General features: G+C 60.8%; 16 protein-coding genes. 4 read left to right on the top strand and 12 right to left on the bottom strand.

All coding sequences use genetic code 11. The features are described 5' to 3' along the window. The 3 genes from GPS82_RS09815 to GPS82_RS09805 all read right to left on the bottom strand — a co-directional run. Positions 1 to 428 (bottom strand): cytochrome c (locus GPS82_RS09815; protein WP_296493975.1); only part of this gene is annotated, 428 nt, incomplete at its 3' end. Positions 429 to 431: 3 nt separating this feature from the next. Then, on the bottom strand, positions 432 to 1724 hold the full coding sequence (locus GPS82_RS09810) for an FAD/NAD(P)-binding oxidoreductase (protein WP_296493973.1): 1293 nt from the start codon (positions 1722 to 1724) through the stop codon (positions 432 to 434). A gap of 10 nt (positions 1725 to 1734) precedes the next feature. Then, complete coding sequence (locus tag GPS82_RS09805) at positions 1735 to 2037, bottom strand: c-type cytochrome (RefSeq protein WP_296493970.1); 303 nt, start codon at positions 2035 to 2037, stop codon at positions 1735 to 1737. A gap of 171 nt (positions 2038 to 2208) precedes the next feature. Here GPS82_RS09805 and GPS82_RS09800 point away from each other — a divergent pair, with 171 nt between their 5' ends. Continuing rightward, positions 2209 to 2622, top strand: coding sequence for a DsrE family protein (locus GPS82_RS09800; protein ID WP_296493967.1), 414 nt, complete (start codon positions 2209 to 2211; stop codon positions 2620 to 2622). A 72-nt stretch (positions 2623 to 2694) separates the two neighbouring features. Here the strand turns inward: GPS82_RS09800 and GPS82_RS09795 are convergent, their stop codons facing one another. From GPS82_RS09795 to GPS82_RS09755, 9 genes are all read right to left on the bottom strand, one after another. Continuing rightward, positions 2695 to 3975: an outer membrane protein transport protein gene (locus GPS82_RS09795; RefSeq protein WP_296493965.1), complete on the bottom strand. Its 1281-nt coding sequence runs from the start codon at positions 3973 to 3975 to the stop codon at positions 2695 to 2697. A gap of 85 nt (positions 3976 to 4060) precedes the next feature. Then, positions 4061 to 4699, bottom strand: coding sequence for a Rieske 2Fe-2S domain-containing protein (locus GPS82_RS09790; RefSeq protein ID WP_296493961.1), 639 nt, complete (start codon positions 4697 to 4699; stop codon positions 4061 to 4063). A 19-nt stretch (positions 4700 to 4718) separates the two neighbouring features. Then, positions 4719 to 5540, bottom strand: a complete 822-nt coding sequence (locus GPS82_RS09785) for a universal stress protein (RefSeq protein ID WP_296493956.1) — start codon at positions 5538 to 5540, stop codon at positions 4719 to 4721. 2 nt (positions 5541 to 5542) lie between these two features. Continuing rightward, the gene (locus GPS82_RS09780) at positions 5543 to 5986 is read right to left on the bottom strand and encodes a hypothetical protein (protein ID WP_296493954.1); all 444 of its coding nucleotides are present in this window, start codon (positions 5984 to 5986) and stop codon (positions 5543 to 5545) included. 13 nt (positions 5987 to 5999) lie between these two features. Then, entirely contained in the window at positions 6000 to 6995 is a 996-nt protein-coding gene (locus tag GPS82_RS09775; protein ID WP_296493952.1) for a sulfite exporter TauE/SafE family protein, read from the bottom strand. Further along, positions 6995 to 7555, bottom strand: coding sequence for a DUF3365 domain-containing protein (locus GPS82_RS09770; protein WP_296493950.1), 561 nt, complete (start codon positions 7553 to 7555; stop codon positions 6995 to 6997). Before GPS82_RS09770 ends, GPS82_RS09775 begins: the two co-directional genes overlap by 1 nt. A gap of 11 nt (positions 7556 to 7566) precedes the next feature. Further along, complete coding sequence (locus GPS82_RS09765; RefSeq protein WP_296493948.1) at positions 7567 to 8508, bottom strand: DmsC/YnfH family molybdoenzyme membrane anchor subunit; 942 nt, start codon at positions 8506 to 8508, stop codon at positions 7567 to 7569. An 18-nt stretch (positions 8509 to 8526) separates the two neighbouring features. Next, the gene (locus GPS82_RS09760) at positions 8527 to 9255 is read right to left on the bottom strand and encodes a 4Fe-4S dicluster domain-containing protein (protein ID WP_296493944.1); all 729 of its coding nucleotides are present in this window, start codon (positions 9253 to 9255) and stop codon (positions 8527 to 8529) included. After that, the gene (locus tag GPS82_RS09755; protein WP_296493942.1) at positions 9252 to 12173 is read right to left on the bottom strand and encodes a molybdopterin oxidoreductase family protein; all 2922 of its coding nucleotides are present in this window, start codon (positions 12171 to 12173) and stop codon (positions 9252 to 9254) included. Before GPS82_RS09755 ends, GPS82_RS09760 begins: the two co-directional genes overlap by 4 nt. 184 nt (positions 12174 to 12357) lie before the next feature. Between GPS82_RS09755 and GPS82_RS09750 the strand changes: the two genes are divergently transcribed. The 3 genes from GPS82_RS09750 to GPS82_RS09740 form a co-directional block, all read left to right on the top strand. Further along, positions 12358 to 13566, top strand: coding sequence for an ATP-binding protein (locus GPS82_RS09750; protein ID WP_296493940.1), 1209 nt, complete (start codon positions 12358 to 12360; stop codon positions 13564 to 13566). Continuing rightward, the gene (locus tag GPS82_RS09745) at positions 13563 to 14270 is read left to right on the top strand and encodes a response regulator (protein ID WP_296493937.1); all 708 of its coding nucleotides are present in this window, start codon (positions 13563 to 13565) and stop codon (positions 14268 to 14270) included. The genes GPS82_RS09750 and GPS82_RS09745 overlap by 4 nt, the downstream gene beginning before the upstream one ends. A gap of 7 nt (positions 14271 to 14277) precedes the next feature. Further along, positions 14278 to 14961, top strand: a 684-nt coding sequence (locus tag GPS82_RS09740) for a glutaredoxin domain-containing protein (RefSeq protein WP_296493934.1), incomplete at its 3' end; no start/stop codon positions are given.

The raw sequence follows: 14961 nt of genomic DNA, 5'->3' as shown, positions 1-14961 counted from the left end.
CCCAAACCGTCCTTGCCATGGCAACTGGCGCATGCCGGCACACCACTGAACCGATTGCCACTGTTGAAAATATAGCGCCCCACGCCCGCCAAATCCTGATCCTTGACAGTCTCCGGATCTGACTTCTTGGCTTCAAAATACTTTCCCAGGGCCAGCATCTCATCGGCGCTCAAGCGGCTTGACATGTCGGCCATGGCCGTGCTTTTGCGGCTACCCGTCTTGAAGTTTTCAAGCTGCCTGGCGATGTATTCGGCGTGTTGGCCCGCGAGCTTGGGGAAAACCTCGCTGGCTGATTCACCGTTTTCACCATGGCACATAAAACATGAGCCAGAAACAATTTTTTTGGCCCGCGCCTGGTCAGCCTGGGCCCAAGCGGTGCCCAGCGCCAACATCAGCGCAGACGCGATCAAAGCTTTGTCAAATCGCATTTCTTACACCAGTGTGTCAGCCCAGATGTTTTGCGCCCAGGCCAGCGCATAACGTCCTTCGAGCTCATTGGCCGCTTTCGACACCCCGCCTGACCCCGGCACCGTGACCATGGTTTTCTTTTCCGGGTCATAGGTGTGCACACTGGCCACATGCACCACATCTTCGGCACTGACAAAGCTGTAGCAGGTGTTGTTGTAGATTGGCGAGGGGTTGGGCGTTTTGCCGGTCAGCAGGGCCACCACGGCGGCGGCACAGGTTTTGCCATGCTGGTTGGCCATGTGGCCGGACTTTGGCATGCCGGGCGCGATCTGGATCGAGTCACCCAGCACGTGGATGTTTTTGGCCGCTTTGGACTCAAAGGTCAGAAAGTCCACTTCGCACCAGCGCTTGTTGGCGGTCGCCAGACCGGTCTGCACCGCAATGGCACCAGCGCGCATGGGCGGGATCACGTTGAGCACATTGGCCTTGACATCTTCATTGAACTCGAACTTGAGCGTGTTGGTGCTGGCATCCACATCCGACAAGGCGTGCTTGCCGCGGTATTCGACCATGCCCTGGTAACGCTCGGCCCAGGCCTTCTTGAACAAGGGCCCCTTGGAAGTGACGTCGTCATTGGCATCCAGAATGAGGACCTTGGATTTGGGCTTGGCTTTTTGGAAGTAGCTGGCCACCTGGCAGGCACGCTCATAGGGGCCGGGCGGGCAACGATAAGGTGCCAGCGGGATGGCCAGCGCATACACACCGCCATCGGGCATGGCTTCGAGCTGCTTGCGCAGGGCCACGGTTTGTGCCCCGGCTTTCCAGGAGTGCAACACGGTGTCCTGTGCGCCCGGCTTGGCCAAGCCGGGCAATGCCTCGAACATGAAGTCAATCCCGGGCGACAGAATCAGGCGGTCGTAGGGCAGTTCAGTGCCGCCGGCCAGTTTGACGATGCGTTTGTCGGCATCAATGGCGGTGACCATGTCACGCACCACCTTCACACCATGGTTTTTGGTGAGACCGTCGTACGGTGTTGTGATGTCGGCCATGGTTTTGACCCCGCCCAGCACCAGGTTGGACATGGGGCAGGAAATAAACGACGCATTGGGCTCGACCAGTGTGACCGAGATGCCGTAATCCGACCACATGCGCACATATTTGGCGGCGGTGGCACCGCCAAAGCCGCCTCCCACCACCACCACTTTGGGGCCGCTGCCACCGCCGGTGGTGGCACAGCCCGACAGCAGGCCCAATGAGCCCAAAGCGCCCAGAGCCGAGCCGGCACCCAATGTTCTGACAAATTGACGACGTAACATGGTGTTCCCCTTATTTCTTCAATGCGGCAAAGTAACTGGCGAGTTGCTCAATCTGCGCGTCGGAATAGCCTGCAGAAAGCTGGTGCATGAGCGTGGCTGGCTTCTTGCCGGACTTGTAGTCCTGCATTTTCTTCAGCAGGTCTTCTTTTTTCTGACCCGCCAGGCTGTCCATGCCCGGCAGTGCCACACCTTGGGTGCCATGACAGCCGGCGCAGGAGGCGGCCATGCTGCGCACTTGCAGCGCATCGGCACAAGCCCATGAGGAAAGGCTGGCAAGCACCAGGCCCGAGAACATTGTGTATATTTTTTTCACGTTACTTCCTTGAGTTGTCCAATTACAAAAGAACCTATCCGCTGACGGGACAAATTAAATGACACTCATCCATCAGTCGATTCGGATATATAAATAGTAATGCTTTCAGCGCAAAACCTGTCACAGTACAAACCCGCAATACTCGTTAAAAATACAAACCGGAGACAAACCATGGTGAAACTTTTCGTTTCTATATTTCTGGCCCTGAGCGCCACACTTGCCAGCGCCCAGGACAACAAAGTGGTCTACCACATCACCACCGGCCTTGACACCATCGCCGCGGCGATGAGCAACATTCAGAACCACCTCAGCGCCGACCCCAAGGTCAAAGTTGTGGTGGTGACCAACGGCCCGGGCATCGACTTTTTGATCGCCGATGCCAAAGACAGCAAGGGCAGGGAATTTTCGGGCGCCGTCAGTGATCTGGCCGGCCAGGGCGTTGAGTTCAGGGTCTGCAGCAACACCCTGGTGACCCGTAATCTGGACCCCGACAAACTGTTGATGGAAGCCACCATGGTGCCCTCGGGCGTGGCCGAAGCCGCCAGACTGCAGACCAGGGAAGGTTTTGCCTACATCAAACCCTGAAACGAGCGTGGGCGCTGCCATTGACTGGCTGCGCCCACGAAGTCAGCTTTTCATGCTTGACTGAACTGCCACTTATTTCCAGTGCCAGCCAAACTGAATGCCGATGGATTGCTGGGACATTCTGATGGTTTCGGTACCGCCTGCACCTGGTGTCATAAACAGACCATCAAACAAAGAAGTGCCAGACACCGACTCTTCTGGCGCGTACATGTACGAGAAGCTCACTTCGGTGGTGGGAGACATGGCATAGGTGCCACCCAGCGTCAGATGCCGGGTGATCACACCCGGTGCCAAAATATTGAAGGTCACATCACGACTCTGGATGGGGTTGTCACTCACATTCAAGCCCGCCCGCAGTGTCCACTGCGATGCGGCCTGCCATTGCACACCAAGTTTCCAGACGTCGATGTCACTCCAGCCAAACCCGGGGCCGTTGTCAGCACCCAAAGGGGCCATATTGGTGCTTGGGTTGGAAATAGATGGCACACCACTGTAGTTGATACGGGTGTAGTCCAAAGCCACCGTGACCGCCGGGGTGGCCATAAAGCTCAGGCCCAGGGTGTAATTCTCAGGAATGTCAAAGCCCCCGCCACCGGCAAAAAGTCCGGCGTATTCGTCAAACTCCGACATGTTGATCTTGGGTGAATAAGACGCCCCAATGCTGAACTTGTCATTGATCTTTCCAAGGTAGCCCAAGCGCACGCCAATACCCGTGCTGCGACTGTAATCATTGCCTGTCAAATTGGCTGAATCGCTGGACATGGGGCTAAAAGCCTCCAGCCCATAGGCCTTGAATTGCTGAAGCACCAGCAAGGGTGAAATGCCGACAGAATGGCTTTCGTTGAGCTTGTAGGCCAAGGTGGGCGCCACGATCAATTGCATCAAGTCAACGCCAAGTCTGTCTTTGCCGCAGAGCACGTTGGCCGGGCCTTGGCCGCAGTTGATTTGTCCACCGGGGTAATCGGTGTCCATGCCACCATTGCCGTAAACCGTTACACCAACGCCCATTTTGTCGCTGATCGCCTGGTTGTAACCAAACTCGGGGACAAAAAATAGATTCTTGTCGCTGTCCACTGACGCATCCAGGCCAAACCCGCTACCAGTGCGGCTCATCGATCGACTTGGTGCGAAAAAGGTCAAGCCGCCTTCGGTCCGGTTACCGGCCCAGGCCGCAATGGCCGGGTTATTGATACCCGCAAAGGCGTTATCGGTCATGGTGACGGAAGCGCCGCCCATGCCCATGGCCTTGATGCCATAGCCATGAGGAAAATAGCCATCGGTGGCATGCACTGACCCAGCTGCAAGCAGCGCGCACAAGGGGGTCAGGTAAAAGAGTTTGTGGGTTGCTTTCATGGTTGTCTCCAGTTGTAGTGATAAAAAATACGCGAGGCTTCACTTTGGGGGTGATGGGGGAATGGCTCAAAAACAGCTGCCGGGCTTACCAAGAAGCCAGCAAACGGCCTTTGACCACCTTGGATTCGAGGCGCTTGAGCGGGGTATTGCCTTTTTTGATGCAGTCGCCGCTTTTGGCGTCAAACTGCCATTGGTGCTTGGGGCAGGTCAGGGTGGTGCCCTTGATTGCCAGTTCAGGAATGTCGGTGCTCTGGTGCGGGCAGTGGCTGTCATACACCTGGTAGCTTTTCTTGTCACGGTAGACAAACAGTCCGCGCCCCTGGCACTCGGTGCGCGTGACCTCGCCATCAGGCACATCCTTGGCGGCCATCACATCGCGCCATTCAGCAGCGGGAGGCGCTTTTTGGGTGATGACGTCCGGATCAAAACCGGGGATTTTCATGTCCAGAATAATGTCCACCGCCCAGGTGATCTTGGCCAGACCCAGCGCCGGAAAGGCCATCAGCAGCGCATCCAGCACCTCCATCGGGGTGCAACCCTCGCGCAGGGCACGGCCCAGGTACTGTCGAAACCCTCGGTCGGTTTGAGAATAAACCTTGGTAATGACCGAAATCAGGTTACGCGTCTTGGGGTCAAGGTGGGTGCCGGTTTGCTTCAGGAAGGCAAAATAATGGCTGATGGTCTCTGGCCGGGTTTTGATCAGGTAGTTCAGTGCGTCGCTCATAGTGAGATTCCTTGGAAAATTAAGAATGCAAAACCAACACCGGGTGTTCGGAAAGCCCCATCACTTTCTGCGCCACACCACCGAGCAAGGCGCGACCAATGTTTGGCTCACCGCGACTGCCCATCACAATCAGGTCGGCCTGGCAAGCCTCTCTTGCCGCAAGGATTTCTTTGTACGGATTGCCCACCCGCACTTCGCCCCCGGCCACCACACCCTGCGCCTGTGCCAGCTTGACCATCTCGGTGACAAAGGCACTTGCCTCTGATTGCAGGGCTTCGGCGGGCACCGCAGTCACCAACTGCAGTGGCAGGCCGCACTGGGTGGCCACGGCAATGCTGGTCGCGACAATTTGCCTGCCCTGGGCTGTGGCCTCGGCGGCCACCAGCACACGCTGCTGCCACAACTGTGCCTCGCGCGGCACGATCAAAACGTGGCAAGGCGCATGCGCCACCACTTTGCTGACCATCTCGCCAACCAGCAGATTGGCCAGAAAACTGCGCTTGCCACGGCGCCTGATGATGATCACGTCGCTGTCCTGCGCAATGGCCTCATCGACAATTCCCTGGTAGGGCTCGGGGCCACGGCGCAGGTGCAAGTCAATGGTCACCCCCGCCGCTCCAGCTTGCTGGCGCAATTCGGCAATCTTTGCGGCGGCTTCACGCTCTGCCTGCGCGGCAATTTGCGGTGCAATGGCTTCGTATTCGGGGTTGCTGACCAGTGGCAGCACGATGGCCAGCGGTAACTGGCAACGCTGCGCCAAGGCAAGACCCATGGCCTCGGCACCAGTGTCAAACGGGCTGTGCTCGGTGGCCAGCAGCAGGCGGGTGAACAATTGCGCCATGGTCAGTGCCCCCCGGTCAGCAGCCCGGAAGCTGCCAGCAAAAATACCAGCAAAATAATAGCGCAGATCACGGCATACACCGTGTCCTTGCGCTTGGCATAGAGCAGCATCAGGCCCAGTAGCGGCGCCATGGAGCTCCCTGCCAGCAGGGCAATGCCAATCAGATTGGACATATCACCGTGGTGTGCCAGTGCCAGCCAACCCCAGCCCATGGGCGTGGCGGTGCGCTGCAAATACTCGTTCACCGGCAAGCCCCAGAGACCGGGCAATTGGTCGAGCGACACATGCGGGGGCAAGATGCCGGACACATAAGCCGCAAACCCCAGCAGCAGGGCCAGCACGCCCAGGCGGGTGCTCCAGTCGAGCAAAAAGGCGTACCGCAGGGACTCGTCCCGCTGCTGTTGGGCATGCAGTTCCTGCGCGGCAGTGATTTTTTCGCTGGTCATGGTTTGTTCGCCCTCATACCCACACGCCCAGACCCTTGAGCAGGGCGCGAATACCAGCGAACAGCAACAGTGTAATCACCATTTTGCGGATCACCGAGCCCTTGAGCACATGCAGCAGGCGGGCGCCGATGCGCGCGCCCAACATCATGCCAACCACCGACGGCACCGCAATCATGGGCAGCACCGCACCGCGATTCAGGTAAACCCAGGCGGCAGAAGAGTCCACCAGCGACAGCACCAGGCCCGAGGTGCCGGCAGACACCTTGAGCGGCACCCCCATCAGCAAATTGAGCGCCGGCACATTGGCCCAGCCGGCACCAATGCCAAACATGCCTGCCATGACACCGATCAGCAAGAAAACCACCAGACCCAGCGGTGTGCGGTGCACCTGCCAGTCAAAGGCTCGGCCGGAGGCGCCGTCGATAAAGACGCCATGAATGCCCAAGGCGCTCGACAACCGATCGGGTTGTGCCACGTTGGGAAACTCCGACTTTTTGGCCGCCAGCATGAGCGCCACGATGCCCAGCACGATCAGGCCCAGGGCAACCTGGATGACCGAGGCCGGCAGTGCCAGCCCCAGCAACGCCCCCGCAATCGAACTCATGCACGCCAGCAGTGCCAACGGCAGGGCCAGGCGCACGCTGGCCAGCCCCCCGCGCAGCAGCATCGGCCCGGCTGCCAAGGCGCTGGCCAAGGCCACCAGCAGACCCGCGCCACGCACAAAATCAAGGTGAAACGGAAAAAAGCCGCCAATGATGGGCACAAACAAAGTGCCACCGCCAATGCCGGCGGGCACGGCCACAATGCCAATGAAGAAGCAGGTCACGAACAGTGCCAGCGGCCAGAACCACCAGGGCATGGTGCTGGCGGGCACCACGCTGGCGGCGGCGTGCGCGGGCACGGCCAGCAACAAAAAGACCGCCAGCGCGAACCCCGCCTGAAACAGCATCCTTGAAGACGGCCCCAGGGGGCGTGAGAAAAAGCCGATGATGGCTCTTTGCAGCGGCATTACAGGGCCCGGCGGAGCGTCATGGCACCGCGAATCTGGCCAATGCTGTAACCAACGCCTTTGTCGCCTGGGTACAGCTTTTGCAGTTGCGCGCTGACCTCGGGCTTGATCTTGTCAGGCGCGCCATGGCAGGCCAGGCAAATCTGCTGCACCGGCAGCGCCTTCATGTAGCGGTATTCCTTGCGCTCACCTTCGGTCACCAGCTCGCCTTTTTCCAGCGTTGCCGGGCTCTCGCCGGCGGCGGCACGGCGGTCGAAGTCTTCCAGCGCGGCACGCTCCCAGGCGTCAGGCACCGCCTTGGGGTTGCGGTTTTGCAAACTCACACGGCGGATGGTCCAGCCGCTTTGCTCAGACGCGGCCTTGGCCATTTGCGGCGCCTTGTCGCGGCACACCTCGACTGCCGACTCGGGTCCGCCCTTGGCAATTTCGTCGGTCAACACCTGTAACAGTTTGGGCGGCACCGCACTGGCCACCTGGCGCGCCTCGGCAATCATGGGGGCGTCTTGCGCCATGGCGCTGAAACTGGCACACAAGACCATGGGCAACAGGATGTTTCGCATGACAGTTTCCTTCAGGAAATGGTTTGGTAGTACAGATTTTGCGGGTGGTTGGCCTGTGCAAAAAAGAACCAGCGCTCGGCCAGCAAACCAATGTACTGCAAGGCAAAGGCCATGAACAGCAACGCGGTGGACGCCGAACTCACGCCCAGCGCCAGGCACAGCAACGGCAGCGGAAACACCAGCAGCAAAAACGCCCATTTGACCGAGCGCAGCAGTTCGGCACTGCGGCCATGAAAGAACTCACGGGTGTTGAACGAGCCACCCATGAACCCCTGCGCCTTTTGCACAATGCGCGGGTGTTTGATGCCAATGGCGCTTTGCAGGATTGACTTGGGTTTGAGGCGGGCGTTGCGCACCAGCGAGGCGCTGCGCGTGACCCAGGCCAGCAAAGTGAGCACGGCAGCGGCCATGGCGTAGGGCGTGACCAGCGCCCACATGCCCATGCCGGCCGCCAGCAGCGTGGCCAGCGTCAGGCCCGAGGCACAGCCCAGCAGCAGGTAGTTGACCAGCGTCAGCGGGCTGGCCCATTCCTGCAAAAAGCGCACCGACGCATAGACCATGGCCATGGCCACAAACAGCGCCAGACACAGCACCACCGTCACCGCGCCGATCAGCTTGGTGTTGCCAACACCAAACCAATGCGCGGCGCCATACAAAAACAGGCCCAGCATGAACATCGGCAGGGCAATCACCTCGCGCGACAGCCAGGAGGTGCGCCACATGGTGGCCGTGCGCCAGGCGCGCTCGGGGTGCCCCAGATGAAAAAATGAGGCCAGCAGGCCCATCCCGGTCAGCACCAGGGCGACCAGGCTGGCCGTTGACAGGAACTGCTGGCTCTCCAGCAACGGCAGCGCGCCCAGGCCGCTGAGCTCGGTGCCGTACAGGGCCAGGAACAGCCCTTGCGCCGCACCGGCGAGCGTGGTTAAAAAGATCACGGAAAAAGCGGGTTGCATCGTGGGTCCGTTCGGGGTTCAGGTTGCAAAGTCTTCACGCCCGGCGCCGCGGCCGGCGTAGTCGGGCTGTTTGACGTCGAGCTTGAGCGGGTTGTCGACGCGCTCCAGGTCTTCGGGGTGAATGCGGATCTCGGTTTTGCGCCGCGGCAGGTAATGGTTGGCCGGGCGCGTGCCCCACTCGGGCATGAGCTGGTAACCACCGCGCTCGGCAATGGCCTTGGAGACCACCGACTCGGGGTCGTGCACATCGCCAAACAGGCGGGCGTTGGCCGGGCAGGCCAGCACGCAGGCAGGCTTGCGTTCGGGCTCGGGCAACTTGGTGTCGGTGACGCGGTCCACACACAGCGTGCACTTGGTCATGACCTTGCGTTCTTCGTCAAACTCGCGCGCGCCATAGGGGCAGGACCAGCTGCAGTATTTGCAGCCAATGCACTTGTCGTAGTCGACCAGCACAATGCCGTCTTCAGCGCGCTTGTAGCTCGCCCCGGTGGGGCACACCGGCACACAGGGCGGGTCTTCGCAGTGCAGGCAGCTCTTGGGAAAATGCACGGTTTGCGTGTTGGGGTACTCGCCCACCTCGAAGGTCTGCACCCGGTTGAAAAAGGTGCCGTTGGGGTCGGCCGCGTAGGGGTTGAGGTCCACCAGGGCGCCGGCAGTGCCCGAGGTGTTCCACTGCTTGCAACTGGTCACGCAGGCGTGGCAGCCAACACACACATTGAGGTCGATGACGAGGGCCAGTTGGGTCATTTGCTGTCTCCCCTGCCCGCAAAATAGGCCTGGATGCGGGGCAACACCTGGCGCATGCCGGGGGCTGCGGGCACTGCCTTGAATTGTGGAAAGGTTTGCTCAGGCTCGCCCTCGGCCGCCTTGTAAATGCGCACCCGCACGTCGTACCAGGCGGCCTGGCCGGTGATGGGGTCAGAATTCGACACCGTGGCACTCGAGCCCGCCAGCGGCAGTTCTTCAGAGATCAGGTGATTCAGCAAAAAGCCGCGCTGCGACTCATTGGCATCGGCGGAGAGGTTCCAGGCGCCCGCCGATTTGCCGATGGCGTTCCAGGTCCAGACCGTGCCGGGCTCCACCGCCTCGGAATAGCGGCACATGCAGCGCACCTTGCCCCACTGCGACTCGACCCACATCCAGCCGCCATCGGCAATGCCCTGTGCCTGCGCGGTTTTGGTGTTCACAAACAAATAGTTGTGGGTATGAATCTGGCGCAACCAGGCGTTTTGCGAGTCCCACGAGTGGTACATCGCCATGGGGCGCTGGGTGATGGCGTTGAGCGGGTACTTGGCGCTGTCGGTGGCCTGCTCCTCGAGCGGCGCGTAGTGAAACGGCAGCGGGTCGAAATAGGTCTCGACCCGCTTGCGCAGGTGGTCGGGCGGCTGCCTGCCGGCCCGCTTGCCCTGCGCGGCACGGCGAAAGCCCTGCAAAAATTCGGAGTAAATGTGGATCACGATGGGATCTTTGTCACGCCGGATGCCCACCTTTTGCGCCCACTCCATGTAGCCCAGGTTCCAGTTGCGCATGTACTGGTGCTCGGGCGGCATCTGAAAATGAAAGACGCAGTTGTTCTTTTCGTACATTTCCCATTGCTTGGGATTGGGCTCGCCGCGCATGGATTTTTCGCCGCCCTTGCCGCGCCAGCCCGCCAGGAAACCAATGCCCGAGCCGGGCGCGGTTTCGTAATTGACGATGAAGTCGGTGTAGCCCTTGTACTTGCGCGTGCCGTCCGCGTTGGTAAAGGCTGGCAGCTTGAGCCGGCTGGCCAGTTCCACAATCACCTCCTGGAACGGTTTGCACTGCCCCTTGGGCGCCACCACCGGGATGCGCACCGCGTCGACCGGCCCGTCGAATTCAGAAATCGGGCGATCCAGCATCGACATGGTGTCGTGGCGCTCAAGATAGGTGGTGTCGGGCAGCACCAGGTCGGCAAAAGCAGTCATCTCCGACTGGAAGGCGTCGCACACCACCAGGAACGGAATTTTGTACTCACCGGCCTTGTCGCCATCGACATGCTTGTCGTTGAGCATCTGGCGCACGGCGGAGGTGTTCATGGTGGAGTTCCATGCCATGTTGGCCATGAAGATCAGCAGGGTGTCCAGCCGATACGGGTCACCGCGCCAGGCGTTGGTGATCACGTTTTGCATCAGCCCGTGGGCTGAGAGCGGGTGCTCCCAGGAGAAACCCTTGTCGATGCGCACCGGCCCGCCCTGCTCATCGACAAACAGGTCGTCGGGGCTTTCGGGCCAGCCCAGCGGCGCGCCGTCCAGCGGCGTGTTGGGTTTGACCGCCTGCGGCCCCTTGGGCGGGCGGGCGTTGGGCGGCACCGCGCGCGGGTAAGGCGCCTTGTGCCGAAAGCCGCCGGGCCGGTCGATGGTGCCCAGCAAAGACATCAAAATCGACAGCGAGCGGATGGTCTGGAAACCATTGGAATGCGCCGCCAGCCCGCGCATGGCGTGAAAGGCCACCGGGTTGCCGGTGACGGAATGGTGGCGCTTGCCCCAGCAGTCGGTCCAGGCGATGGGCAGCTCGATTTTTTGGTCGCGCGCGGTGATGCCCATCTCATGCGCCAGGCGCGTGATGGTGGCCGCAGGGATGCCGGTGATGCCCTCGGCCCATTCGGGTGTGTAAGGCTTGACGCGCTCTTTGAGCAACTGAAAGGCGGGCACGGCGGGCGTGCCGTCGGGCATCCTGAAATGGCCGAGCAGCGCCGGGTCGGCGCCCTCGGCGTGGTCCGACACGCTTTTTTCTGTGTGCCGATCCCACCAGGTGAAGTTGGCCGGGCGCAGCGGGTTGACGATGTCGCCCTCGGGTTTGCGCACAAACATGCCAAAGTCGTCGCTGACCTTGTCCTGATTCACCAGTTGGCCGGCATTGGTGTAGCGGGCCAGAAACTCGCGGTCGTACAGGCCTTGCTTGATAAGCTCGTGGATCAGCGCCAGAAGCAAGGCGCCATCGGTGCCGGGTTTGATGGGGATCCATTCGTCGGCAATGGCCGAATAGCCGGTGCGCACCGGGTTGATCGAGACAAAGCGCCCTCCTCCCCGCTTGAACTTGGACAGCTCCTTCTTCATGGGGTTGGAGTGGTGGTCTTCGGCGGTGCCGATCATCACGAACAGTTTGGCACGCTCCAGATCGGGGCCGCCAAACTCCCAGAATGAGCCGCCAATGGTGTAGATCATGCCCGCAGCCATGTTGACCGAGCAAAAGCCACCGTGGGCGGCATAGTTGGGAGTGCCGAACTGACGGGCAAACAGGCCGGTGAGTGCCTGCATCTGGTCGCGCCCGGTGAACAAGGCAAATTGCTTGGGGTCGGTGGCGCGCAGCTTGGCAAGCCGCTCCTCCAGCATCGCAAACGCCGCGTCCCATTCAATCTCTTCAAACTGGCCATCACCGCGGGCACTGCCGGGCTTGCGCAGCAGGGGTTTGGTCAGCCGCGCCGGCGAATACTGTTTCATAATGCCGGAAGAGCCCTTGGCGCAGATCACGCCCTGGTTCAAGGGGTGGTCGGGGTTGCCCTCGATGTAGCGCACCTCACCATTGCGCAGATGCACCCGGATGCCGCAACGGCACGCGCACATGTAGCAAGTGGTGTTGCGCGTCTCAACGGTGGCACCGGGCAGCGGCGGGCTAAGAGGGTTGTGAATCGGTATGACAGACATGCGGTAGGCGTTTGATGACAAGTGACCCTATTACAAGCAAGGTCTCACATCGCGTCTATCACCGACAAGGGTGGTGGCAAGTAGCCCAAATGGGTAGCATAGAAATAGTTCTTGTGAAACCATGGTTTTCCGCAATACATAAGTTATCAATAATGTTCTACGATGCTCCGAAATCATTATTCTCATGAGCTCATCAACGTCAACCCTTGTTCACCCCGCCTTTGCAGACCCGGCAAGCCTGCTGAATGCACTGGCCACAGGCTCGGATAAAGCCGAAGACCTTGAGGCCCTGCTGTCGCGTTTTTTGAGCGCCATCATTGCCCTGGCGGGCGCGCAGGCGGGTGCGGTGCGGGTGGTGACGGATGACGGCACATCAATGCGGCTGGTGGCGCAGCAGGGTTTGCCCGACGCCGTCGTGGAGACCGAGCGGCTGGTCGACCGCCAGTGCGGCATGTGCGGCACCGCTGCCAGCAACGACGTGCTGGTGTGGTTTGACGACCTGTCAAGCTGTGCCAAGCATGGCAGCAGCCTGTATTTTGGCTCCCAGTGCAAGAGCATGCTGGCCATCTCGCTGCCCCACGACCAGCAGATTCTTGGCGTCTACAACCTGTTTTTTGATAGCAACTCCAAAGTGGCGCCCTCCATACAAACGCTGCTGCGCCTGGTGGGGCAATTGCTGGGGCTCAGCCTGCACAACGCGCGCATCGAGCGCGAGCGCCTGCGGCTCACGGTCATGAAAGAGCGCCAGGAGATGGTCAATGAGGTGCATGACGCACTGGCGCAAACCCTGGCCTACGCGCGCATGCGCTTGCCGCTGTTGAACGACGCCATCACAGCGCACGACGAAACCAGGGCCCTCAAGTATTGTTCAGACCTGAAAACCGCGGTCACGGAAGTCCATGACAACCTGCGTGAAGTCATGACTTATTTCAGAACCCGCATGGACCCTCTCGGGCTCATGCACGCGCTCACGACAGTTGCAGACAGTTTCTTCAGCCGCAACGCCATCTCGCTCAAAATACACAACGACGTGCCCCACCTGAACCTCAGTGACGAGCAGGAAGTCCAGGTGTTCTACATCATTCAGGAGGCACTGGCCAACATTGCCAAGCACTCCATGGCCCGCCACGCGGTGGTGCGCATCAGCCAGACCCCGCAGCACCTTGAGTTTGTGATCGAGGACGACGGGCTGGGCATGGATGAGCCCAGTGTTTCAACCATCGTCACGTCAGCCCGGCCACTGGTGCCGTCCACCCATTTCGGCCTGGACATCATGCAAGGCCGCGCCCAGCGGCTTGGTGGCAAACTGCAGGTCGGCAGCAAGGATGGCGTGGGCACCCGGGTGCGGCTGCGCGTTCCGGCCGCGACGCACAAGGGAGGCAAGGCGTTATGACAGAAAAGATACGCGTCATGCTGGTGGACGACCATTCACTGTGTCGCAGCGGGCTCAAGGAACTGCTGGAACATCGCGGTGGCATGTCGGTGGTGGCCACCACGGGCGACCCGAACCAGGTGGTGCCACTGATCCGCGAGCACAAACCCCAGTTGCTGGTGTTGGACCTGCGCCTGGCGGCAACCGACGGGCTGAGTGTGCTGCGCATGATCCGCGCCGATGGCAGTGACTTGCCCGTGGTGATCCTCACCATGAGTGACAGCGAGGACGACATGTCGGCAGCACTGCGGGCCGGTGTCAAGGGCTACCTGCTCAAGGACATGGACCCCGAAGAGGTGATTGACGCCATTGGCCGGGCCGCCCGCGGCGAGATGGTGGTGGCATCAGCCATGATGCTCAAGTTTGCCCAAATCCTGCAAACCGGCCCCAAGGGTTCCGCCATGGGTGACCTGGTGGCCACCTTGACCGAGCGAGAACGCCAGGTGCTCGACCATGTGGCCAGCGGCCAGAGCAACAAGGTCATTGCCCGGGAACTCGACATCAGCCACAACACCGTCAAGCTGCATGTGCGCCACATCATGGACAAACTCAACCTGCGCTCACGCGTGGAGGCTGCGGTGTTTTCTTTCGAGTACCGCAGTTCGGCCGATGGCATCAGGCCAATTGGCGACAGCAGCCCCAGGCCCAAGGCACCGCCACACTGATCTCCTGATGCGTCAGTTTCATCCAGTGGCGGGTTCATGGCGCCTGCTGGCGTGTTGCCTGTGGGATGCCGCCATAAGGCTTTCGTCTGCGTGTTTTTCGCGGGGCTGGGTCGTCAGCTTTTTCCTCGGCTTGCTGTGCCTGGGCGCAGCCGGTGCCGAGCCACCCGCCACGGCAACCTCGGCGCCCGCAGCGTTGCAGGTTTTTGTGCGTGACGGCTGCCCCTACTGCGCCGATGCCAAGGCCTTTCTGAACGGCGTGCAACGCCAGCGCCCCGAACTGCACATTGTTTACCGCCCGGTTGACACCGACCCCGCCGCGCGCGATGAACTGAACGCGCTGTCGCGCCTTCATGGTGCCTGGCCGCCTGGCGTGCCGGCCTTTCATGCCGCCGGGCAGCTGATCGTCGGCTTCGAGAGCCCCGAAACCACCGGTCAGGAGGTGCTGCGGCTCATTGATGCCGGCACCGCAGTGCGCAAGCAGTCGGTCGACAGCGCGTTGTTCGGCACACTCAGCGCGCAGCGGCTGGGGTTGCCGCTGTTCACGCTGGCGCTGGGCCTGCTGGACGGCTTCAACCCCTGCGCGATGTGGGTGCTGCTGTTCCTGTTGTCGATGCTGATGCGCCAGAACGACCGCCGACGCATGGCGCTCATCGCCGGCACCTTTGTGCTCGTTAGCGGCGCCGTCTACTAC

This window comes from Rhodoferax sp. (assembly GCF_011391645.1).
Lineage (GTDB): Bacteria > Pseudomonadota > Gammaproteobacteria > Burkholderiales > Burkholderiaceae_C > Rhodoferax.
Note: the sequence above shows the minus strand (reverse complement) of the source record. Positions and strands in the feature narration are given on the sequence as shown.